Origin of the sequence: Pelagibacterium sp. H642 (assembly GCF_031202855.1) — a bacterium.
GTDB lineage: Bacteria > Pseudomonadota > Alphaproteobacteria > Rhizobiales > Devosiaceae > Pelagibacterium.
In genome coordinates, this window is the sequence record NZ_CP101830.1 from 172,380 (window position 1) to 195,973 (window position 23,594).

10 protein-coding genes and 1 pseudogene are annotated in these 23,594 nt (G+C 60.2%); 4 read left to right on the plus strand and 7 right to left on the minus strand.

Annotated features, from left to right (window positions below):
* Nucleotides 1–170 precede the first annotated feature (170 nt).
* From NO934_RS19040 to NO934_RS19060, 5 genes and pseudogenes are all read right to left on the minus strand, one after another.
* A complete protein-coding gene (locus tag NO934_RS19040) occupies nucleotides 171–1,379 on the minus strand; it encodes a PAS domain-containing sensor histidine kinase (RefSeq protein WP_309164293.1) in 1,209 nt (402 codons plus the stop codon).
* Nucleotides 1,372–2,158 (minus strand): annotated as a pseudogene (locus NO934_RS19045) (alpha/beta fold hydrolase). The gene NO934_RS19040 and the pseudogene NO934_RS19045 overlap by 8 nt, the downstream one beginning before the upstream one ends.
* Nucleotides 2,159–2,559: 401 nt before the next feature.
* Nucleotides 2,560–6,267 carry a TonB-dependent receptor gene (locus NO934_RS19050; protein WP_309163896.1) on the minus strand — a complete coding sequence of 1,236 codons (3,708 nt, stop codon included), beginning with the start codon at nucleotides 6,265–6,267 and terminating at the stop codon, nucleotides 2,560–2,562.
* Nucleotides 6,264–15,299, minus strand: a complete 9,036-nt coding sequence (locus NO934_RS19055) for a DUF6923 family protein (RefSeq protein ID WP_309164295.1) — start codon at nucleotides 15,297–15,299, stop codon at nucleotides 6,264–6,266. The genes NO934_RS19050 and NO934_RS19055 overlap by 4 nt, the downstream gene beginning before the upstream one ends.
* Before the next feature lie 746 nt (nucleotides 15,300–16,045).
* On the minus strand, nucleotides 16,046–16,942 hold the full coding sequence (locus NO934_RS19060) for an AraC family transcriptional regulator (RefSeq protein WP_309164296.1): 897 nt from the start codon (nucleotides 16,940–16,942) through the stop codon (nucleotides 16,046–16,048).
* Between the two features lie 978 nt (nucleotides 16,943–17,920).
* On the opposite strand from NO934_RS19060, the gene NO934_RS19065 reads away from it, so the two are divergent.
* The 4 genes from NO934_RS19065 (at nucleotide 17,921) to NO934_RS19080 (ending at nucleotide 23,122) form a co-directional block, all read left to right on the plus strand.
* Nucleotides 17,921–18,085: a hypothetical protein gene (locus tag NO934_RS19065; RefSeq protein ID WP_309164297.1), complete on the plus strand. Its 165-nt coding sequence runs from the start codon at nucleotides 17,921–17,923 to the stop codon at nucleotides 18,083–18,085.
* Nucleotides 18,086–19,369: 1,284 nt separating this feature from the next.
* A complete protein-coding gene (locus NO934_RS19070) occupies nucleotides 19,370–20,365 on the plus strand; it encodes a hypothetical protein (protein WP_309164298.1) in 996 nt (331 codons plus the stop codon).
* Nucleotides 20,341–22,008 carry an autotransporter outer membrane beta-barrel domain-containing protein gene (locus NO934_RS19075; RefSeq protein WP_309164299.1) on the plus strand — a complete coding sequence of 556 codons (1,668 nt, stop codon included), beginning with the start codon at nucleotides 20,341–20,343 and terminating at the stop codon, nucleotides 22,006–22,008. Before NO934_RS19070 ends, NO934_RS19075 begins: the two co-directional genes overlap by 25 nt.
* Before the next feature lie 802 nt (nucleotides 22,009–22,810).
* Nucleotides 22,811–23,122 carry a DUF2934 domain-containing protein gene (locus NO934_RS19080; protein WP_309164300.1) on the plus strand — a complete coding sequence of 104 codons (312 nt, stop codon included), beginning with the start codon at nucleotides 22,811–22,813 and terminating at the stop codon, nucleotides 23,120–23,122.
* A 67-nt stretch (nucleotides 23,123–23,189) separates the two neighbouring features.
* Here NO934_RS19080 and NO934_RS19085 read toward each other — a convergent pair whose 3' ends face one another.
* Together NO934_RS19085 and NO934_RS19090 are read right to left on the minus strand one after the other, a co-directional pair.
* Entirely contained in the window at nucleotides 23,190–23,423 is a 234-nt protein-coding gene (locus NO934_RS19085; RefSeq protein WP_309164301.1) for a DUF4142 domain-containing protein, read from the minus strand.
* Nucleotides 23,420–23,572 (minus strand): DUF4142 domain-containing protein, encoded by a 153-nt coding sequence (locus NO934_RS19090; RefSeq protein ID WP_309164302.1) that lies wholly within the window; start codon nucleotides 23,570–23,572, stop codon nucleotides 23,420–23,422. The genes NO934_RS19085 and NO934_RS19090 overlap by 4 nt, the downstream gene beginning before the upstream one ends.
* Nucleotides 23,573–23,594 lie beyond the last annotated feature (22 nt).

Sequence of the window (23,594 nt, forward strand, 5' to 3'; positions counted from 1 at the left end):
GTTTTCCGCTGAGAAAAATAAGCTGTTTGCTGCCTTGGCGACAGCCTCAAGCAAGACCAGAAACTGCCCTCGTCAAGGCCTACTCCCTAACGTCGAGTCATCACGCTACTTGGATTGTGATGCCGTGCGAGCCAACTTGCTCGCTTGCGTACTTGAGGGTCGGCCCAATCTTAGTTCATTGGCTCTGTGTTCTTGGCTATCGCCTCTTGAGCAGCCAAACGAAAGATGAAGCGTGTTTCACGGCGATCGGACACGACATCAAGCCGACCACCATGGGCTTGAGCAATCTCTGACGCAATATAGAGCCCCAGTCCCAGCCCCTGCGCATTATTTCGCACTTGCCCTCGATGAAAGGGTTGGAACAGGAGCGGCACCATCTCGGGAGGGATTGGCTCACCGGCGTTGGCAACGCTGAGTTCCAAGTTCCCCTCACTATCTAGGACGCATTCAACGCGAACATCTTTATCCGACGCGCCGTGTGTCACGGCATTCCCAAGTAGGTTGGAAAGCATTTGCGCGATGCGGTCGTGGTCGACCCTAACCGGTCTTGCAATGTCGAGATTGACTGTGATGGTCCTTTGTGGGTTGGCGGTGCGTATTTCATCTACGACCAACTCCAGTGTTGGTTGAAGCGGGCGCTGATCTTCGAGGTTGAGGACAATGCCGCCCCCAAGCCGGCTTCGCGCCAGGTCCAGCACGTTGTCGATCAAAGAGCTCATGCGTGAAACGCTATTCTTCATCAGGCGTAGAATGAGGGGAGTACTGTCTGTCCACGCACCATCGCGCAGCATCTTGCTGACGCCGGCGTCAATCGCCGCTAGAGGATTGCGCAGGTCGTGGCCAAGCACGGCAACGAACTGCTCCTTAAGCTCAGAGTTCTGCTTCTCTTCCATCAAGATGGCGACCTGCTCGGCCATGCCGGCTTGCAGGGATGAGACCACCTCCTCAAGACGTCGCCGTGCTTCCCGCTCGGCTGCCCGCGCCTCGACCAGCTCGCGCTCATATAGCCGTCGTTCAGTCGCTTTGAAGATCGCGAGGCGCGTGAAAATCACATTTCCCGAGGAGTCACGACGCTCTACAGCGTTGGCCAGCACCGGTAAAGTTTCGCCATCAGCCTTCGCGAAGTCGAGAGCAACTTCATGGAAGAAGCCTTGCATACGCAGCAATGGCGCAAAGTGGGTTTCATAAAAGATGCTGCCCGCGACGTTGAGCAGGTCACGCAGGCGCTTACCGACGATGTCCGCGGATGACTTGCCGATCCAATTGCAAAGCGTAGTGTTCACCTTGGCTATTCGGCCATCGGGCGATATCGAAAGATAGCCACAGGGCGCGTTCTCATAGAGATCCTGTAGCTCTTCAATCTGCTCAACTTCACACAAAACTACGTATCGCCGATATAACTTCTTCAGGTGCGCTCAAGTTCGGGCAGTGGCCGCTGGCGGCGAGATACCTCAGCTGGCTTCTCGGCACGGCGCGATGCACATATTCGCCCACCTGCTCGGAGGCAATGATGTCGTTGCTGCACTGCAAGATCAGCGTCTCTGCACCAATTATTCCAAGATCCGCCCTATTGTCCGACATGAAGGTCACGCGGGCAAATTGCTTAGCAATTTCAGGATCTGTCCGGCAGAAGCTGTTGGTCAGCTCTTCCCCAAGTTCAGGTCGATCGGGATTGCCCATGATGGCTGGCGCCATAGTGGCGGACCAACCCATGTGGTTGTCATCCAAAGATGTCAGCAACTCCTCGATTTGCGCAGCACTGAACCCACCGGCGTAATCGCCATCGTCGATATAGCGCGGCGAAGGGCCGACCATTATCAGTTTGGCAAACATGTCAGGCGCCCGTACTGATGCAAGAGCACCGATCATGGCGCTGACGGAATGACCGACAAAGACGGCGTTCTTGACATCGAGTTCGCGGCCGATCTCAACCACGTCGGCAGCATATCCGTCCAGGCTGGAATATTTGACCGGGTCGTAAGCTGACAGGTCGGACTGACCAGCGCCGACATGGTCAAACAATATCGTGCGAAAACCGTCCCGGAATGCGGGTTCGACAAAGCGCCACATGTTCTGGTCGCAACCAACCATGGGCAAACATCATGGCAGTGGAGCCCAAACCTTCGACGTGAATGTTGTTTCGATCAATTATTGACATGTTGCCCCTCTCAAGCGCTCGAACGCACGACTTTTGGTGTGCTGGTGCGCTTGCCCCCACCAAAGTTTCGCACTGAGAAGCGGCGCTATTCGGATCTAACATTGTTCGGTGTGTCAAGACCAGCTATCGCGGGAAACGAATTGCCCCGGCTTGGTTTTGCAGCCGGGTCAACGATAGATCGGCAGATCTGATAGTGATTGTTCCCAGGATCCGATAGCGGCCAGTCTGCAAAACCAGGATGCAGCAGCCAAACAGCGCTGTGTCAGCTTCCGAACAGGCGGACCGTTTACAAGCACTCGCAGCTCTGCTGTTGGGCCTGTTCTTTGCTGGCCGACCCGCAACCAACCCAAGCCTTCTTCGGAACGGGGGTAGGGGGATGCCACTCCCCAAGCTGCTGTTGTCTAGAATTTGCCAACCAGGTTTAGGAAGACGCCGCGGTCATTGAGGGTAAGGTCGCGCAGATCGTCCGAGAAGGATCCGAAGTTGTAGCCAAGGCCGATTTTGAAGTTGTCTCCCAGATGGTGGTAGACGGCGGCCAAGGCCCCATAATCGGTGGTTTCGGCCTCAGGCATGTGCATCACCCGCCCCTCGAGGAGAAGGTCCCAGTTCTTGACCACATGGACGTCGGCCCGCAGCACACCCAGATGGGCCGACGACTGGTGCCAGTCATCGACAAAGCCGGTGTCATCGGTGGCCCGGTTGAGCACTTCGCCGTAGCGGAAGCCATATTTGCCCCCGACCGTGAGCCAGGGCATGAGGTCGTAGTTGACGTCCAGTGACAGGATATGGCTGCGCTGGGCCGGAGCGAGGCTGTCGCCCGTCACCCCGCTGATCAACTGGTTGCCGCCTGGCCGGTCATAAAGCCAGGTGTAGCGGAACAGCGCGTTGAGCCGGTCATGCTCGACGGGACGGTAGGCATAGCCAATCGAGGCTTCGGCATATTCGGTGTCGGTGAACGCGGAGTTGTCCGAGGTCGAATCCGAGAAGACCCCATCGAAGTCGGCCAGAAGCCGCCAATCGTCACTGGTCTGCCACGAAAGGCCCGTGGCAAAAAGATAAGTGTTCTGGTTGCGCGTGCCGTCCGAGGATTCTTCGATCCGAACCTCCCCGCGCGCATGGGCGGCGATGCCCTCGGGCTCGTCCACATAGCTGATCGCCAGCGAAGGGGCGTACCGATTGAAGTCGGCCCGCTCAAGACCGGTGACCGGATCGGTGGTGCTGTCCTCGACCCGCCCGGCCACAAGACCCAGATCAACGGTCCAGAGCGAATCCGGGGTCAGCAGCACGCCATAGGTCTGGGTCAGCGAGCGCTTGTTGCCGTACATATCGTAGCTGTTTTCGGCATAGGTCGAGGCGATCTCATCGAGCCTGCGCTTGAGCCCGAACACCACGGTGCCCCCGTCGTCTCCGATCAGATCGAAGGTTTCGCCAATGTCGAAGGCCCGCGCCGGATCAAGCCGGTAGCCCATATAATAATGCTCATCGGCATTGGGGTCGTAAGTGGCGCCCAAAAGCGCGCCCAGCCCGTGCGTGCCGTACGATATTTCACCGGTAAGCCCGACCGTATCGGTCAGTTGCACCTGGGCGCCCACACCGGCCCGGTCGTTGCGATCGATATCGCCCGAGGTGGCAAGCGTGGTCTGACCAAAGGCATGAAGGATGGTGTCTTCGGACAAGTGATGTTCGATGCGCACACCAGCATCGAGCCGGGACCCGTCATAGCCCGACCGGCCCGATGCAATGGCCCGGGGGGACATGAGTTCGGTGTAGCTCAGCCCAGCCGAGACGTTCCAATAAGGGTCAAGCTGGAAGGCAAGGCTTAAATCGCCATTGCGCTTGATCTGGCCTTCACCATCCTCGTAGTCGTCATAGCCTGCCACCAGTTCGACGCCGTTTTCAAAGGCGATGTCGGCATCAAGACCCCACAGCCACTGATCGGTGTGGATCTGCTGGGTGAGGGTGGAAAACCCTTCTTGCTTGTTCTCGTAGTAAGCTCCAACCGTCCCCTGGGTACCGGTCACCCCAAGATCGGCCAGATCGATCTGGCCGGCCAGCCGCCAGGCAATCGCGGATCTGCTGGCGATCCCTGCAGTCCCATCCTCGCCCCAGGAAAGACCACCGTCCACCGAGTGCGAGAGGCCAAAGCCGGGTCCCTCCGAGCGGGCGATTTCAGCCTCAAGGAACGAGGTTTGCGAATAGCGCAGCGCAATATCGGCGCCAATTCCTGTCTGATCGGCCGGCCCGGTGGTTTCGCTCATCCCCGTCGCCCCGATCCGAAGATGATCGCCAAACCAGTGCTGGAGCCGTCCCCCATAGGCATAGCCATCAAGGTCATCGGCCGCAGGCACGAACTCGTATTGGGCGACAAGAAAGACCTTGTTGCCACCGATCGCCCCATCGCGCACCGGTCCACTGGTCCCGGTCATCCACGCCAGCGGGCTTTTGAGAATGACCACGCCCTGAAGATAGTCGATGCTGTAATCGACCCCATACTGAAGCACCCGGCGCTGCACCACGCGCCCCGAGACCGCATCGCGCACCTCGACGGTGAGCGTTTCTGAACCAACCGAGACGTCCTGGCGGCGCAGAAAATAGGCCGATCCGCCCGTACCCTGGAACTCCTCGCGCTGGGGCAGCGTATCGGGAAGCGCAGCATAGACCGTGGCCTGGGTGCGCCGTTCTCCAAAGCTTGTCGTCTCCTCGGAGCGATAGACGGCGTTGGCCCCATAGAGCGTGCGGTCCGAGCGCAAGAACTCGGTGCCCTCGATGGCCGTCTGATAATTGCCCCACATCACATGACTGTCACCGCGCTCGAGACGCAGATAGAACCGCCCGTCGGTGGGGGCATCCTCGACAATGGTGGAGTCGTCGCCATAGACCGGGTAGTATTCGCTCGGATCAAGGCCACGCAGCAGGTCGCGCGCATTGCGTTCACCCATGCGATCAAAAAGGTGCCCCAGACCTTCCTCGCCGGTGTCGGCGGCAGCGGTCAGGAGATATTCTCCCCGGATCTTGCCCTTGAGATAGAACGCCAGCCGACCGGTGGACCAGACCTCATCATATTCGCCCGGACGCACCGCTTCGATCATATCGTCGCCCGTGCGCGCCCCCACCGTAAGATCGGCGAGCGCCACATAGAACCAATCGTCATAAGGGATGTTGATCTCGCGGGTGAACTGGAGGGCGCTTTTGCCCCCCTCGCCAACAAGGGCAACGTCCACCGAGTGATCGCCCGGGGGCAGGATGCGTTGGGTCACAAAAGCCCGCTCCGCATCAACGGCAATGGTTTCGCCCAGAGCCTGGACGGCATATCCCGCCGGAACGCTGTGGCCATAGACAGTGACCGCTCCGCCATAAACCGAGATATTGCGGACCCCTGTGCGATCCTCATCAAGCTCGGAGGTCTCCAGCCGGCCCGAGGCGTCGAGCCCAGCGCGTCGCTCAACAAGCGGGGCGGGCAAGGTTTCATCGTAGGCGCCCCGGCCATCATAGACACGGAGCACATAGCCAAAACGTTCCGCCTCGGCAGGAACCGTCCATTGCGCACGCCCATTGATGGCAACCGGAACGATGGCGACCGGTGCCGCGCTGGGCCCGGCCTCACGGTCATGGATGCGGATTTCGGCACGGGCGATAAAGCCCGGATAGTTGGCATAGGTGGCAAAACTGATCGTATCGCCTTCCTGGCCGCCGCCCTGGCGCGGTTCGGTCACCACATTGAGCACCGGCTCGGCATCGAGCCCGTCGAACTTGACCCCGATATCGACAGCGCTCAGGCCCAGATCGGTCCGCCGCTGCGCATCGACCGGGCGATCGAGCACGGTGCTTTCCTCGACCGTATCGCCATCGACGCTGATCATGAAGGGAATGGAACCCGCATCGGCCAAAGATTCGGCCTCGGTGTTCTCCCCGATCGGCAGGGTCCCCACCTGACTGGCGTACTGGGCCTGGCCAATCACCTGGGCAGGGCAGTCGCCGGTAGGGCAGGGATTGGTTTGCGCCAGCGCAGGGACGGCCAGCAGCACGCCAGTGGTCAGCGCACTGCCCGATAGCAACCCCCATGAGGGCAAACCGAGCCGACTGGGGATCTTTGCACGACTGGAGGTCATTGGCCCGTCTCCACACGCATTTCGATTTCAAGCCGGTATTGACCCGATGTCGCTCGCCACCTCTCGGCAATAAGCGCTTGCAGGCTCTCGAGGCGATCCTGGGCAAGATCGGGATCTGCGCCCGCCTCGATATAGGTGAGGCGAAGCACCGACTGCTCCTGGGCCAGGAAGCCGATCAAATCGTCGATGCCTCCCTCCCATTCCGGCCGCAGGTCGACGAGGCCAGGCTCGAAAGCCCCATCCTGGAGGTCGAGACGCACGACCCGGCCGATCGATGCGCCGAAGTTGAGCTCGGTCATCTTGCCGGCGGTCAGCCGCACAACGCGCGGATTTTCCGTCGTCAGCCGATAGCCGGTGGGCAGGGTGCGGATGTCGAGCTTGAGGATGAAGTTCGAGCCGATCCGCTGGTCGGGCAGCGCCGCACAGGGCACGCTGAACCGGCCATGGGCGTCGGTGGTGATCAATTCGCCATTGACCGTGGCCAGCCGCACGCCCGGCAGGCCCGGCTCGCCCTCGTCCTGATAGCCGTTGCGGTTGCGGTCATCGAACACGCGCCCGATGATTTCGCTGCAATCGAACACCGGCTCAGCGACAATCTCGACAGTGGCCGTTGCCTCGGGGGCAAGCTGGCGGCCCGTCGAGTCAGTCACTCCGGCACGATTGACGTGTTCGCCCGGTCCGGCCGAACTGAGCGCCAGGGTGCGCAACCGGATCTCGATTTCCCCATTGGCCGGAACCTCGACATTTTCGAAGATGACCTGGCGCCCTTGGACCGTTGGGGTAACCGCAACGTTTCCGATCATTGCCGAGCCCTCCACAAAGCGGAAGCCCGAGGGCAAGGTATCGGTGACGGTCATGCCCCGAGCCGGGGTACTGGCAGCATTGGTGACCCGGATTGTGTAGGCCGCCTGCTCGCCACGCCGGATCACCCGGATATCGGCGATCTTGATCACGGTGATTTCGCTCGGGGCAGCCGGAAGCGCCACGGCGACCGTGCTTTCTGCCGATTCCACCGGCAGACCGGTGATCCGGGTGCCAAAGGCATAGCCGGTTGCCGTCGCGGTGTTTTCAACCCCGTCCTCGACCCCGGCACCATTGTCGATATCGATCTGGGTCAGCGGATAGGTCGCGGTAAAGACCTGCTCCTCGCCCGGCTCGATGGTTGCACCCACCGGATCGAATGCCGACAGGACCTCTTGGGCCGGCTCGTCGTTGAAGGTCGGGCCCCCATCCACCGGCGCCACATCGGCCAGCGGAACGTTGCCGGTGTTGGTGACGGTAAAGGTATAGCGAATGGTTTCGCCCGGATCGGCGACACCGTTGCCATTGGCGTCCTCGAAGGCACCAGCCTTTTCGAGCTCGAGCTCGGGCGCGGGAGCATCAAGGACAACGCACTGGTCGGGCACGTCCTCGCAACTGGGCTCGGGCTTGCGGCCATCATAGGCGATGTTGCGCAGCTCGGTGACGCCCGGATCGAGCGGGTCGTCCACCACCACCTGATAGAGAACCTCCACACTGCCGCCGGCAGGAACGATGATCTCGTTCCAGATCAGCGGATCGCCGATCGTATCGGGCTCCCGATCACTGCCATCAACTGTTGCCGATCCCGCCACATAGGTGGTGTGGTCGTCGATGTTGTCGGCCAGATCGTAAGCGGCCGCCCCGGCGCCCTCATTGGTGAGCGTGACCCGGTAGGTGAGCGTCTCGCCCGGCTCGGCCACATCATCGACAATCCCGCTCTCGTCAGTGAGGGCCTTTAAGGGCACCACGCTGCCGGGAACCGGCACGATCACGCATCCGCCTGGCGTCGGTGTGGTTTCACAATCGGGTGGTGGCGTGCCCCTGCGATAAGCAATATTGCCGATCTGGGTCACCCCCGCCGGGATCGGATCAACCACCGTCACCTGGTAGACAATTTCCGCCGTGCCGCCAGCGGGAACCAGAATGTCGGCCCATTCGAGAGGATCGCCCGCCACATCGGGCTCGCGCGCCACCCCGTCAACGCTGGCCGAACCCGCCACATAGGACGTGTTGGCGTCGATATCGTCGACAAGGTCATAAAGCGCCGCAGCCGATCCGCTGTTGGTCAGGGTCACCGTGTAAGTGAGCGTCTCACCGGGCTCGGCCACCTCCGTGACAATCCCGCTCTCAGCCGTCAGCGCCTTGGAAGGCACCGCCGATCCCAAGGCCGGGGTCGTCACGCACGCATCGGGATAAACCGAACAGTCATCGGTGGCCGCATTGCGGATTTCGCTCACCCCATCGGGGATCGGATCGGCGACCACGACCTGGTAAACAACCTCCACTGTGCCGCCCGCCGGCACGACAAGGTCGTCCCAGTTCAGCGGATCGGTGCCAACCGGTTCGCGCGCCACCCCGTCAACCCGGGCCGACCCCGCCACATAGGCGGTGTTGTCGTCGATGTTGTCGACAAGGTCGTAAAGCGCTGCCGTCCCACTGGCATTGGTCAAGGTCACCGTGTAGGTCAGCGTCTCGCCCGGCTCGGCCACGTCCGCCACCAACCCGTCCTCACCCGTCAGGGCCTTGGAGGGCACCGCAGCCCCCGGCGTCGGGGTCGTCACGCACGCATCAGGATAGGTCGCACAGTCATCGGTGGCCGCATTGTGGATCTCGGTCACCCCATCGGGGATCGGATCGGCAACAATCACCTGATAGACAACCGCAACAGTTCCGCCAGCCGGCACGACGATGTCGTCCCAATTGAGCGGATCAGTCCCAACCGGTTCGCGCGCCACCCCGCCAACCTGCGCCGACCCCGCCACATAGCTGGTGTTGTCGTCGATGTTATCGACAAGGTCGTAAAGCGCTGCCGACCCACTGGCATTGGTCAGGGTCACCGTATAGGTCAGCGTCTCGCCCGGCTCAGCCACGTCATCGACAAGCCCGCTCTCATCCGTCAGGGCCTTGGAAGGCACCGCAGCCCCAGGGGTAGGGGTCGTCACGCACGCATCGGGATAGGTCGCGCAATCGTCGGTCGCCGCGTTGCGGATTGCGGTCACCCCATCGGGGATCGGGTCAGCGACCGTCACCTCGTAGACAACATCGATAGCGCCACCCGCAGGCACCAGGATCGCATCCCAGATCAGCGGGTCAGCGCCAGAGGGCTCGGTCGCCACCCCATCGACGCTCGCCGATCCCGCCACATAGCTGGTGTTGTCGTCGATGTTATCGACAAGCTCATAGAGCGTCGCTCCAGCCCCGCCATTGCTCAGCGTCACCGTATAGGTCAGCGTCTCACCGGGTTCGGCCACCCCATCGATCGCCCCGCTCTCGGCCGTCAGATCCTTGGAAGGGGTGATGGGGCCAGGGGTAGGGGTCGTCACGCACGCATCGGGATTGGCCGCGCAATTATCGGTCGCCGCGTTGCGGATTTCGGTCACTCCATCGGGGATCGGGTCAGCAACCGCCACCTGGTAAACAACATCGATGCTGCCGCCCGCAGGCACCAGGATCGCGTCCCAGGTCAGCGGATCGGTGCCAGAGGGCTCGTTTGCCACCCCATCGACCCTCGCCGTCCCCGTCACATAGCTGGTGTTGTCGTCGATATCGTCGACAAGGTCATAAAGGTTTGCACCGGCCCCGCCATTGGTCAGCGTCACCGTATAGGTCAGCGTCTCACCGGGCTCGGCCACCCCATCGATCGCTCCGCTCTCGGCCGTCAGATCCTTGGTGGGCGTAATAGCGCCCGGCGTCGGGGTCGTCACACAGGCCTGCGGATAGGCCGCGCAATCCTCGGTCGCCGCATTGCGGATCTGGGTAACCGAAGGGTCAAGCGGGTCGGCGACAGTCACCTCATACTCGATGATAACCGTGGCGCCGATGCCGATGGTGACACCCTGCCAGATGAGCGGATCACCCACCACGTCAGGTTCGCGCGGCGCGCCATTGATCGTCGACGAGTTCGCCACATAGCTGGTGTTGTCGTCGAGGTTGTCGAACGGATCGTAGGTGACCTCGAAGGGCTCACGATTTTCGATGGCCAGCCTATAGGTGAGCGTCTCACCGGGCTCGGCCACATCCTCGATATCCCCATCCTCAGCAAACAGCGTCTTGTTGATGTCGACCAGCGGATAGACGTCGCGGTCTCGGGCGGTGTTGTTGGAAAGATCGGTGTCGAATGTAGCCGGCGGGGCTGTCACTGTCGCGGGATTGATGATCTCGCCGGTCGTATCGGCAGCGATCGGCAGGGACAGCGTGAAGGTCACTGACGAGCCCGACGGCAGATCCACCGGAACATCGACAATCGCACCCGAACCGCTCGGAGTACTGCACGACGCCCCGCCAGTGGCGGCGCTGCATGACCAGGTCGCGCTCGAATAGCCGCTCGGCAGCGGGTCGTTGACCAGCGCGCCCACAACATCGGCCGGGCCGTTATTGCTGACCACGATCGTGTAGTCGAGGTTAGCGCCCGGCACATAGGTGTCGCTGCCATTGGTCTTGGTGATCGCCAGATCGGCCTGCTCGGCCGTCGGCACCGTCACGCACGCCCCCGGATTGGCCCCGCAATCCTCGGTCGCCGCGTTCCTGATCTCGGTAACAGATGAGTCGAGCGGGTCAGCAACGAGCACATCATAGATGACCTCAATAGTGCCGTTGGCCGGAACAATGATGTCGTCCCAGGTGATGGGATCGCTGCCCACAGGCTCGCGGGCAATGCCATCAACCGTGGCCGAGCCAGCAACATAGGTCGTGTTGTCATCAATGTTGTCCACCAGGTCATAGACGGCCTGGGTGGCATCGCTGTTGGTCAGCGTCACCGTAAAGGTCAGCGTCTCGCCCGGCTCGGCAAGGCCGTCGATGGTTCCGCTTTCCCCGGTCAAAGCCTTGGACGGGATTGCCGTCCCCGATGCCGGGGTCGTCACACACGCCCCCGGATTGACCGCACAATCCTCGGTGGCCGCATTGCGGATCTCGGTCACGGCCGGATCGAGCGGATCGTCGACAAGGACGTCGTAGACCACAGTGACCGAGCTGCCCGCCGGCACGATGGTCCCGCTCCAGCTCAACGGATCGGTCCCGCTGGGTTCAGCAGCACCGGCCGTTCCCCGCGTCGATCCCGCCACATAGCTGGTGTTGTCATCGATGTTGTCGACAAGGTCATAGACCGCCGGGCTCTCGCCATCATTGGTCAGCGTCAGCGTATAGGTCAGCGTTTCGCCAGGCTCGGCCACATCCGCAATCACCCCGCTTTCGCCCGTCAAAGCCTTTTCGGGCACAAAGTCGTCATTGGTGATCGTGCAGATGGCGTTCTGACCATTGGCCAGCGTCAACTCATTGTCGGCAAGCGGCGTGGCTGTACCGCCATCAACCGCGCAGCTGTAAAGGCTGGGTGCATAGCCGGACAGATTATCCTCGCTAAGCGCATAGGTGCCCGCCGGAACCGAGGCATTGGTCACCGCCGAAGCGCCCATCGGGCCTTCGATCACCTCGGTCAGTGGCGCCTGACCACTGGCCCGGAGCACAAAGTCCGCAACGCTGGCCGCACCGCCATCATCGTTGATAACCTGCTTGCGCAGCGTCAGCTTGGGCTGGCAAATCGCCTCGGTGTTGATCTGCGCCATAAAGGCCTGGGCCCCGGGGCCGGACTTGATGTGCACAATGATCTCATTGAGACCTGTCCGCCAGGCGCCACTCAGCGAGCCATCGGCTCCGCCCGCCGCATTGAAGCCAGCATAAAAATAGGGATCTGAAGCTCCGTAGTTCGAGCGGACCCCCTGGGCCACCCCGTTCACCCAGACCTCGTAAACAGCGTTGTCCGAGTAAAATGTCATATCCAGATCAAGGCTCGTCGGATCGACGGCCGAGTCCAGGTTGAACTGGTAGCGATAGAAAATGTCGTAGTTGACTGCAGTTGGATGTGTCGCGGTCGAGCTGTTCGATATCCAGTTCGCATTGCCAAACGGCGAGGTCATGTACACCGCGGGCGGATTGCTCACCACCGACGCACCGCCCCAGGTCAGGCCCGACGGCGGCGGACCGCTCACCGGGGTCGGCGTCAGAGCAACCTGCCAGTAATTGTCAAAGCCGCTCGTCTTCATCCCGCCAGCGCCGTCAAACGCGGTGTTAAAGTATGAGCCCGACGTCGAACACGACATCGTCTCTGGAGATTGCGGCTCATAGGGCGGGGTCGGTGTCCTCACCGAGCAATCCGTACAATCCTCCGGCACATCACCGCCGCTGATGCGGTTGGTGATCTCGGTAATCCCAAGCGGAATGGGGGCGGCAACCGTCAGGTCGATCGTAACCACAACCTCCCCGCCCACCGGCACCTCGGGCACCGTCAAAAGCACAGTCGAAGCCCCGGCCACCGGGTCGGTGAACCCATCAGCCCCCACAACACGCGTCATCGTCGCGCCGTTGGGAATGTTCTCGATGAACTCGAAATCGCTGAACGCGGCCCCGCTCTCATGGGTGATCGTCACCTCATAGGTCAGGACCTCCCCGGGCTCGGCAACATCGTTGACAGTGATGCTCTCGCCAACCAGCTCCTTGGCAACACTCACAACCGGCTCACCAGGCACATTGGTGAACCGGCACTGGATGTCAGATTGCGGCCGCACATTGGCCGCAGGAATGGAAATCGCTGGCGATGAAAACGCCCCGATAACCGTCGGATTGCCCGTCACACCCGCGTTCTGATCAGTACAGATCGCAGACTCGGCGTCCCATCCTGCCGGAACAACCTCGCTCAGGATAAGCTCACGGCCCGGAACTGCATTATAGGCCGGTGAGGAAACCGAAGTCCCCGCCGTCGTCGTGGTCAGCGTCGTACTCGGCACCACAGCACCATCTGCCTCAACGACATTGGTCATGTCGATCTGGAAGCTGCCCGTGCCATCCTCGCTGGTTTTCGAGACGGTCAGGCAGGCCGGGCGCGACCAGAGCGGGGTAATAATGTAGTCGCCAGATAGAACATTGCTCGTGGTCAAGGTGAGCGAGGTTACCATCCCCGCGGAATTGCCCTGCATGTAGGCGGCCTGTCGTAGCGGCCCCGCGCGGTCATAGGTCAACGTGCCCGTTGCGGGCGCATAAGCGAGTTCGCCTTCGTCCCGGATGAAATCGGCAGGGCTCGCCGTGCTTCCCGCCCCCAGTGTGATCCTGACCGAAGCAGGAGGCTGCGTCTGATACTCAGTCCCGCCGATATCCTGAACTGCAAAGCGGATCGCGTTCGCAGGAACCGGCTGCGAGAAGCTCCAGGTGATCGTGAAATTGCCGCCGAACGTCGTCCAGTAGGTGTTAGGCTGCCAATTTCCGGTCCTCGTCAGGCTGACGTTGGCTCCGAAGGGGTTGAACGGGAAAGTCGTGTTGCCTGTTACACGCACCGGCGAACACATGCCCGAAGTGGGCGGGGGCATTTCACTATCGGTATCGCTCGCCGTGTTGTTGCTCATGTCGGCGTCCGGCGAACCAGCCGGCGGGGTCACCGTCGCGGTGTTGGTGAAATTGCCGGTTTGGCTGGCGGGGACCACCAAGCTGAGTTCATAAGTGACCGAGCTACCAGCGGGCAGGCTGGCCGTCGTGTCGATCCCGCCCGTGCCGCTCGGCGCACCACAAATCGCACCACCGGTCTCGCTGCCGCAGGTCCAGTTGGCCGTGGTGACGCCCGCAGGCAGTGGATCCTGCACCCGCGCGCCTGAAACGCCAAACGGCCCGTTGTTGCTCACAACAATGCTGTAGGTGGTGTCCAGGCCCGGCGTATAAGTGGTGACGCCATTGTTTTTCTCGATCTCGAGATCGACAGGGAACTCAACCGCAGTCGTGGGGCATTTGGCACCATCACCCCCGCCGATTGGCCCATCGGAAATTAGCGTCGCCGCCCCGGTCGCAACGTCGAAGCGGTAGAAGCCCCCGGTGTCGTTTTCACGGCCGAAAACGCCGTTCGAAGCGCTGATCAGCGAGCCAAAAGCACCGGCTACCGAAGGCCCGATCGGGGTCACTACACCCGTCGAAGGATCAATCGAATAGAAGTAGCCAGCACCTTGGTCGTGCGCATAAAGCAGGTCGTTATGCCAAGCCAGATCCGCCGAGGCGATCGCCTCTGTCATCGGGATCAGGGTAGCTGTCAATGTGGTCAGATCGATGCGGTAAAGATTGCTATTTTGGCTGTTATGCTTGACGTAAAAAAAACCATCCGGACCGACCACACCCGAGCCGAAGGGGCTGGCGTGTGTAACGTTAATCCCGCCTCCTGTGATGGTCCCCAAATTCACAACGGAGCCGTCGCCACCGACCCGCATCAGCTGGTGCCGCTGCAGATCGCTGTTCCAGGTCATCCCGTAGATAAAATTGTCGTTCAGGTTGTAGCCGACGGCGTTATAGGCATCGCTGTAGGCGGTCCCAACCGGCACGTAGTCAATTGGATTATCGCTGATATCGGTCCGGTAGAGTTGTGTCGCACCGCCCGCATTGACCGACATATACATGTCCGAGGTGCACGTGCCGAAGGAGGGCTGTGGCGGCGAGACCGCGTTAGTATCTCTTGCTGTGTTGTTGCTTGTGTCGGAATCGGTGAGGCCATCCGGCGGCGACACCGTGGCGGTATTGGTCAGGGTGACGCCGGGATAAGTTGACGGCACCGTCAGCGTTAGGTTGTAGGTCACCGAGGAACTGGCCGGCAGGTCAACCGTGGTGTTGATGCCCCCCGTGCCGCTCGCCGCGCCGCAGACAGCCCCACCTGTGGCGCCACCACAGGCCCAGTTTGCCGTGCTGATGCCAGCAGGCAGCGGATCGCTGACGGCGGCTCCCATCGCGTCGCCCGGCCCCGCATTGCTCACCACGATCTCGTAGGTGACATCCGATCCCCGTGTGAACGTGGTCGCACCGTCGTCCTTCGTGATCGCGAGGTCGGCTTCGCAGCCCGTGGTGTCATATTCATAGGTTGCCTGAAACTGATCGGCTTCCCACGTTCTGCCTCCACCGTGATGTGTCTCAAGCCATAGGCCAACGACCACCTCGCCTGCGGCGAGCTCTTCAGCGGAGACGGACCCGCTGATACTGAGAAACTGGTCCACGTCTACCGGCGTTCCCGTTTGGGGATATGTCTCAGTAATAAGAGCGCTGCCGTTCGCTCCGTAAAGAGACAGGCGGCCGGTGTACCCCAATCCAGCGGTCGGGCCTGTATTGACAACCCGGGAGGAGATGTTGACCGTGGCGGTTCCGCTATCGCAGGCGGGACGCGGCGCCTGCAAGGCGGCCGCGACACCGCGGTATACTTGGCTTTGGTCTCCGGCAGAGGCATCTGGATCTGCCGGATAAATGAGAAGATTTCCTGCCCATAGATCTTGGCCTCCCCCTGGCAAGGGAGGGTGCGATGCGGCCAGATCGGGCGGCGTGATGTCGGTCGCGGTTGGCGACTGCTGCGCGTGGATGCCTGTGCTTGAGGACATCGCGAGCGCGAAGCCAAGTGCAACGGCGGAGGCGGCTGAGCGCCAGCCCGCAAAATCTTCGCTCGAACGGCGGTTAGAATCGCGCAACAACTTTCGCTTTTGCATATCGGCCCCTTCATATTGCGCGTGGCGGGGCCATACCTTCAGCAACGACCGTTGCACCGCCTGAACATGGCGCCGACCAATCCGGCGCAGCGCAGATACATGTTCGGCGAAGCTGCCCCCGTAACGGATCTGCTCCGATGGCTTCAGGAGGCCACAGATTTTTCCGCAGGTATTTCAGGATTTTTCAAGATGTCAGGAAAATGCTCCGAGACCGGCAAAAGATTGGAAACAACGTGGCAGACCCGCCACTTAGGGTTGCTTTACGCCTATCGGTGAAAGCGGATCTGCGCTGGGGTGCGTCCGAGATGCTTGCGCATCGTTGATGTAAGGTGGCTTTGGCTTGAGAAGCCGCTCGCATGCGCCACTTCGGCTATGGATAGCTCGGTGCCCGCGAGTAGTTCTGATGCACGTGACAGGCGGAGTTTGACCAGGTAGCGATGGGGCGACACACCAAATGTTCTGGCGAACGCGCGTATAAACCGTCCGGGGGACATTTCGCATATCGTGGCAAGTTCACCTATCGAGACCCTGCTGGTAAACCTCTCCCTCAGATACTCCTGAACCAGCCGTGCGTTCTTGTACGAGAGACCGCCACTCGCTTGAGCACCCGATCGTACCTTAGCTTCACCTGAGTAATGCCTGACGATATGAATGCCAAGGATGGTCATAAGCGAGTCGATATACACTTCGCTTGCCGTGCCCTCAGCCAACTCGTTTTTCACGAGGTGCGCTATCTGCAATGCGCGCTGGTCGACATGGCCGAAAGCGGGTGGCTGCAATGTCAGATCCACGATGCCGAACTCCTCGCCTGCCAGTAAGGCCAGTTGACCCGGCTCGAAGCCAACTGCGAGACTGTCGCGCACCGACGACCACCGACTGCCACTGTCTACGTTAGCGGGGTTGAGAACGAGCATACCCGCAGGTGCGTCATAGGTCTCGAACCGGTCGCTGCCCAGGCGCGACTGAATTCCCGGCACTGGTTTGAAAAGAATGGCGATGAAGTCGCCGTGTGAGTGAAATGTCATCTCGCCCGGATGGCGGATCGAATGCGCCACGCCGCCCTTGCGAGCCAGCAGACGGGGACCAAGATGTGGCGGAATTGCTTGAAGTAGGTCGGGTGACTTCCGCCGAGAAGGCGGCATGCCATTGTCGTCAGAATACACGATCGATGTTCCAATTCATTTGCGGCAGTCCTCGCACCTGCCGTTTACGCACTTCTAGCGACGTCAGAATGTCAGCGGCCGTAGCGCGCGTCGCATCCTCATGTGAAAACCTGCGAGTAGTTCCTAAGGGTAATGTACCTCCTGTGCCTTTGCCGATATCTCGCCCGAGGCTCCGGCGCATGCGCAGCCGTTAACCTAACGGTAACCGCGACCTCGGCCAGAGTGCGCTGTGGTCAAGCTTAAGCAGGTCTTAACGGCTCTGGCCTCGGAACTTCGTTAGCAGTGAAAGAAGCTCCAGAAGCCGATGAGACTCCGCCCCGCGGGCTTACGCGGCAACGCCGGTGAAATTGGCCTTTGCCCCCGAAAGACCGGCCGCGCTGGTCACCCCAGTTGCTGGTCCGCTGCTACCTGTCGCTGAAGCATCAAAATCGCTTCATTCGCCGTGTCAGAACTAAGCGAAGCGACCCCATACATGGGAGGAGGTAGAGGGTTATGATGTTTTCACTGCCTTAGGTAAGGAGCAGACCGCTCACTAGCGGGACAAGGACGCACGTACAGAGGATGCAGACTTGGTTCACCTGCCGATGAGGCAAATCTATTCCAGGCATCCACATTTCTCATGAGTTCCCGCCTTTGGCACCGGAATGGGTAGAGCAAGGGACTCAATGGGGCGGTCATGGTCCAATCCCGTTATCCGGGCAAGAGAAAACTGCCTTGTGGGACGGATGACAAAACTCGGGCGGTTGCAGGATTTAGCACCGCAGCCGCCAAATAACCTAGTCCCTTCGGTCTAATGGACATGCATTACGCGCCACGCGAACATGTTCGCTTAGCGAAAGGAACCCGTCACCCGCGCGTTGATTGTCGAAGGAAATGCCAACAGCACCACCAGCGGGGTCCAGAAGCGTGAGATACAGTGTCGCTGGCCCCACCACTAACCCAGCCGACCCACAGCATATCGCAGAATGCACCGCAACGATGCGCAGCTTTTTTCAGCAAGCCACTACTGCTACACCGCCTGAAATCGGCAAGCTTCTCGATGATACTGTTGCCGCCGGATGGACAGCTGACGTAGTCGTTAAAGCCAGCATTCCACTGTTGGAGGAATGGCTGGACAGTCTGGATTTTTCTGGCTCTCAGTAGTCCGCCTACCGCGCCATGCGTGAAGCCGATTTGCTGTGGGAATGAAATGGTATCGATCCTTAGACCAGTGATTCATACGAGCATTCGAGCCGGTTTCTGGTCGTACGGCGGCGTTGGCCCGAAGGTGAGAGCGCTGTCGGCGGTTTTTAATTGCAACAAAGGGCTCGGCTTTTGTGCCAGGTCCGCTAAGCCTCGATGATGCACTTGGAACGTGAAGCCAGGTCGCATGGTAGCCGAATTCGACAACTCGCATCGGTCCGGGCCGCTTTGAAGCGGTACGACGAGGGCTCGACGGAGCACATTGGCGCCGCGTCCCGATCATTCGATGGCAAACATCAGGGGTGAGCCCTGCGGCAGCTTTAGCATCATATCTTGACAAAGCAATTTGCCCGTTTCCCACCCCGCCACCACCGGCGGCAGGATCCGATTTTTGATACTCAAAGGCCCGGTGACAAATTTCTAAAGTAGCCGATCGTGCAGCTGCTGGATCCTGCGCTCATCATCGTTCCTGTTCGATGATCCCGGGTTCGAGCTATGGGATCGATGCCCGAGCCAGACGGGGACATCGAGCGAGCGTCAATAGCCCTCATATGGAAACGTCAGCAACATGATGCGATCCGAACCACAAGGCAAGATGGAGCCCCTTACTACGGCTGCCGTAATGGTTGAAAGAGCCGCCGCAGGGGCCGGCCCTCGACGCAGTTGTTCGATAAGGACGCGGCCTAGGAGATCCACAGATTGCACAGCGTTAGCTCATCGGTGTCATGACCAAACGTGCCGCCTAGAAGCGGCGGCATTGAACTAAAAGCCTACATGAAAACCCAGCGAACCGCGTCGCGATAATGAGCAATCCGAGAGTGGTTCGGTCATGCCGAGCACATGGGCATTTCACCCGCCTGGAGCCAACAATGATGATGTGGTAGCCTGCAAGACCTGGTTGACAATTTATCTGGATCCTTCAGAGTCTTGAGGCGATCACCTTGAGGTTCGGCCGTGACAAAGTGGTCAAGATCCCAAAGGAAGCACGCTAGACTTGAGCGGACATTGTCGTTCTGCCATTTGGCAGATGCGCTTGGCGTGTCCGCCATCCCAACCAAGACCAGATTGACGGCGCTTGGAAAAATTTCGCTAAACGCCTTGCCCTTTCAGTCAACTACGGTCTTTGCGTATCTGGCTCTTGGTGTATCACCAGCGCATGCCGACTGTGTCCCCAATGCTCAAACGGTGACGTGCACAGACTCCAGCTCCTTCTTGGCGTTAAGCGATCCTCCCTTTGGACCTGAAGTGACGGTCGACAATTCGGGCACACTCAATGGTCTCTCGATTACCGGTGTCGCTGATTCCTTTGTCGTCAATAGCGGCTTCATCAACAATACTTTTAGCGTCCTGAACGGCTCGACGTTCTCCTTTGAGAACCGGGCCGGTTCGATCAACACCACACTCGATGTATCGGTGTCGGATCAGATCGCCATCATCAACCGGCAAGATGCGGCGCTCAATCAGTTAAATCTCCAGGCTCCCAACACCACGATCGACAATTCCGGGGTGTTCAATAGCCCAATCCTGTTCACTCTCGATGGTGCCAATAATATCCAGAACCGGGCCACCGGAATCCTGAACGGCATCACTGCCACCGGAAACTCGGCCGATCATGTGCACAATCTTGGCGGTATCAACGGATTGGTTTCACTCGGAGATGGAAACGACTGGTACGTCAATTTGGGAACCACTGGGGAAGCGGGATCGGCCAACACCATCGATCTTGGGGCAGGGAACGACACCTTTTATATCCAGGACGGTCTGGTCACCAGCCGTGTGGATCTAGGCCCCGGGGACGACTGGGCCGCGATGCTGGAGGGAAGGCTGTCCTCTGATTTTCACGCCGGAACAGGCAATGACCGCCTGAACTGGGCCGGTGGCATCATCCAGGCCGGAATCTTTATGGAAGATGGGGACGACACCGCTATTTTCTATGACCTCACACCGGCCAATCTGTTGACCGGCGAGATCATCGATGGTGGGCTGGGTAATGATAATCTGGTCTGGCAGAACACAGTGGGCGGGGACGTCTATCGCTACGATAACTGGGAGCTTATCGCGCTGACCCGGAATTCGGAGATGAGGTTCGCCGATTGGGCCACGCTGACCCTGGGCGACAGCGGAACCGGAACAGGGCGACTGACCATAGATTCTGCGAGCAGGGTGCTGGCTGGCGGGGGAACCCATACCGTTGCGCCTTTGCAGATTCGGAACTGGTGCAGGTGGAAAACGCCGGACTGATCGATCTGACCAATGCCGGCACTTCAACCAGAGATCGGTTCGTCATCGCGGGCAACTATCTGGGTTTATCGGGCAACCTAAATCTCCAGACCTATCTGGGAGACGACACGTCTCCATCTGATCAACTGGTTCTGCGAGGAAACGGCGCGCGCGCTGCAGGAAACACGGTAATCAACATCACCAATATCGACGGCCCCGGTGCTATGACCACGGGCAACGGCATCAGGGTGGTGGATGCCGAATTCGGAACGGGAGCGCGAACCGATGAGAGCGCCTTCAGGCTTGGCGGGCCGGTCGGTGCGGGCGTTTTCGAGTATCTGCTCTATTATGGCGGCGTCGGCGCGGATGCTAACGATAATGATTGGTACCTGCGCTCGAGCGTGCCAGAGCCGCCGTCCACAGAGCCACCGACCACATTGCCGGCACCAGTTCCTCCTTTGCCGTCGCCACCCGATCCCGAGCCACCTTTGCCAGAGGTGCCCAACCCGCCTGACCCTACGCCGTTGCCGGAACCAATACCGACGGACCCGGGCGAAGAGCCAACACCGCCCGAGCCTACGGAGCCGCCTCCGCCAACGCCACCTTTGCCACCCGCGCCGCTTCCTCCAGAGCCCCTGCCACCGGCGCCGCCAGCGCCGACGCCAGAGCAGCCACCCTTGGTGGAAACGCCGCTGATCCGGCCGGAGATTCCTGGCTATGTGGTGGCGCCTGCCATAGCCCAACGTATGGGCATTGCTGCGCTCGACCGGTTCCACGCGCGGGAAGGCGATCAGTCCCTGCTCAATGAGCTGGGCACGGCCTCCGCAGGGTGGGGTCGCTTGTTCGGCCGCTCGGTTGACCAGAGTTGGGCCGCAGAGATCGGTGGCTTGGATTTCGACCTCGATCCCAGATTCGATGGCGAAATCTGGGGTCTGCAAGCGGGGCTCGACATCCTGGCTGAAGAGGACACACTCGGTGCGCAGAACCGGGTCGGTATTTTCTTCACCCATACAGCCGCCCACGGCCATACGTCCGGCACTACGCTCGCCCAAATTGATCGGGAGTCTGGATCGCTTACACTGAACTCTGAGAGTCTGGGCGGATATTGGACCTATGTCGATCCGGAAGGCTGGTATCTCGATGCGGTGGCCATGGTGAGCTGGCTGCATGGGGAGGCCGTATCCGACCGTGGGATCGGAGCCGACATCTGGGGACACGCGTTGCTGGCCTCTCTGGAGGCTGGCTATCCCTTCGCCCTCAACGAAAATTGGACCATCGAGCCACAGGCGCAGCTTATCTGGCAGAACGTACATCTCGATGATACCGAAGATCAGTTCTCGAGTATCGAATACGGCGCGCTGAACGGATTGACGGGACGGCTCGGCTTTCGGCTTGAAGGAGACCTCGAAGCCGGGGATGTCCCGGTTCAGCCCTTTGCCGACGTCAATTTCTGGCACAATTTCGGGTCTAGCTATACCGCTACCTTCAATGATCGTCCTGTAACCACGAATGTCGGTGGAACCTCATTGGAACTCGGCGCTGGTTTGGCCGCTGAGATATCGCCGGACGTTAGCCTCTACGGGGCTGTAAACTATACCATGGGCCTCAGCGGGCAAGGCAACGGCGGCTTCGGGGGGCATGTCGGATTGCGGGTTTCCTGGTAGCGGATGCCCGGCGCGGCCCGTGCAGTTGCACAGAATCTGCGAAGCGCTCCATCATTGTATGCCACTGATGGAAGGATTCGAGATGAGACGGGGCGGTGTCGTTGAGACAACCGGCCCATCGTTACGCTAAGTCAATTGGAGATCACGAACTCAGAACTCGCTCTCCGGATGCGCAATCTCGTGGCTCTGGTGATGGCGCTGGCGCGGCAATCTTTAGAAGGCACCTGAAATCGAGGCGCAAAGAGATGCGTTTCTGGACCTGCTTCAGGCGCTGGCGGCGCCATACACTTCTTGCCTCGACGGACACCCTGGGGCGGCGATTCGCAGTTGATTGATGCCGTACTTGCGGCCACATAAGTGAACGAGAACGGATATCGGCCGAAGGTCCGGAAATCCTCTTGGCGAGCCGTCCGGCACTAACGCTCTCGCTCGCGCTCAACGAGCTTTTCGCCGACGCCATAAAATACGGCTGCCTTTCCAAAAACCGAGGCGTGTTGAAATCCGGTGGAAACGAGAAATTGGGCTTCTTTGGCAGGAACCGGAGAACCTTCCACTTGGAATCACCGCCTGGTCGAGGATTACGTTGCCTAGAATCTGCGCGGTGAAGCATCGTGACCCACTTGCCCAAGGAGCGTGAGATACGAGGTTCGGGCTCCCATGAGCATCTTAACCGGTTTACGGACGTACCGGTTTCTCCCAAGTCTCGAATCTGTTCGCTCTGGCGAATGTTCGGGATCAATTCGGCCGAACAATCGTTTCGTAGTGTAGCGCGGTACAGCCGCGGTCGAAGAGGAGGACTATGATGACGGATCTAGAGCAGAGAATTCGCGAGCGTGCGCACCAGATCTGGGAGGAGGAGGGGCGCCCGGAAGGGCTCGAACAAGACCATTGGGAGCGTGCCGCGCGTGAGATCGACAGCGAGGAGGGCCAGCCTCGTGACGATGGACAACTTGATAATGAGCAAGGATCCGGGAACGTCGGAGCTTCATCGGGGTTGCAGCCAGGCGGCACAACTCCTGGAGGTGGACCCGGCGCCGGGGCTGGAAGCATCGGGACCGGAGGCGGCTCCACTGGTGGAGAACCTACTGGATCTCCAAAGAAAGCCGGTCACTGAGTCAACGTTATGAGCGCGTTGGGCACGGCTACAGCCGCGCCCACGCAGTCGCCGGTTTATATGCCGCTCATTTGCTGAACATGCGGTGCATCTGCAGCATCGGCAGCGTTTCAGTCGCAAAGTTGCGCAAGGCGCTCTCTTCACCTTCGGTTGAGAAGCCTTCGGACAGCGCAACAGCCTCTTCGTGTGCCATGACCTGCGCTTGGATATAACCGCCGCAAAGTTCGTCATATTGCGACTGGTGCTGTTCATTCATTGCCGTCGGCGCAGTGACGCCATCCTCTTCGGCCGCCGCCATCATTTTCTACCAGCCATCGTGTGGTCGTCGATCATCTGCTGGGCGAGCTCCTGAACCTCGGGAGTCTGGCTCATCTCCAGCGCCAACTGGCTCGATACGATTTCAACATCCTGCTCCTCTTCTGGGCGTGTTCCCGATGACACATGGAACACGATGAAGCGGATCCAGTTGTAC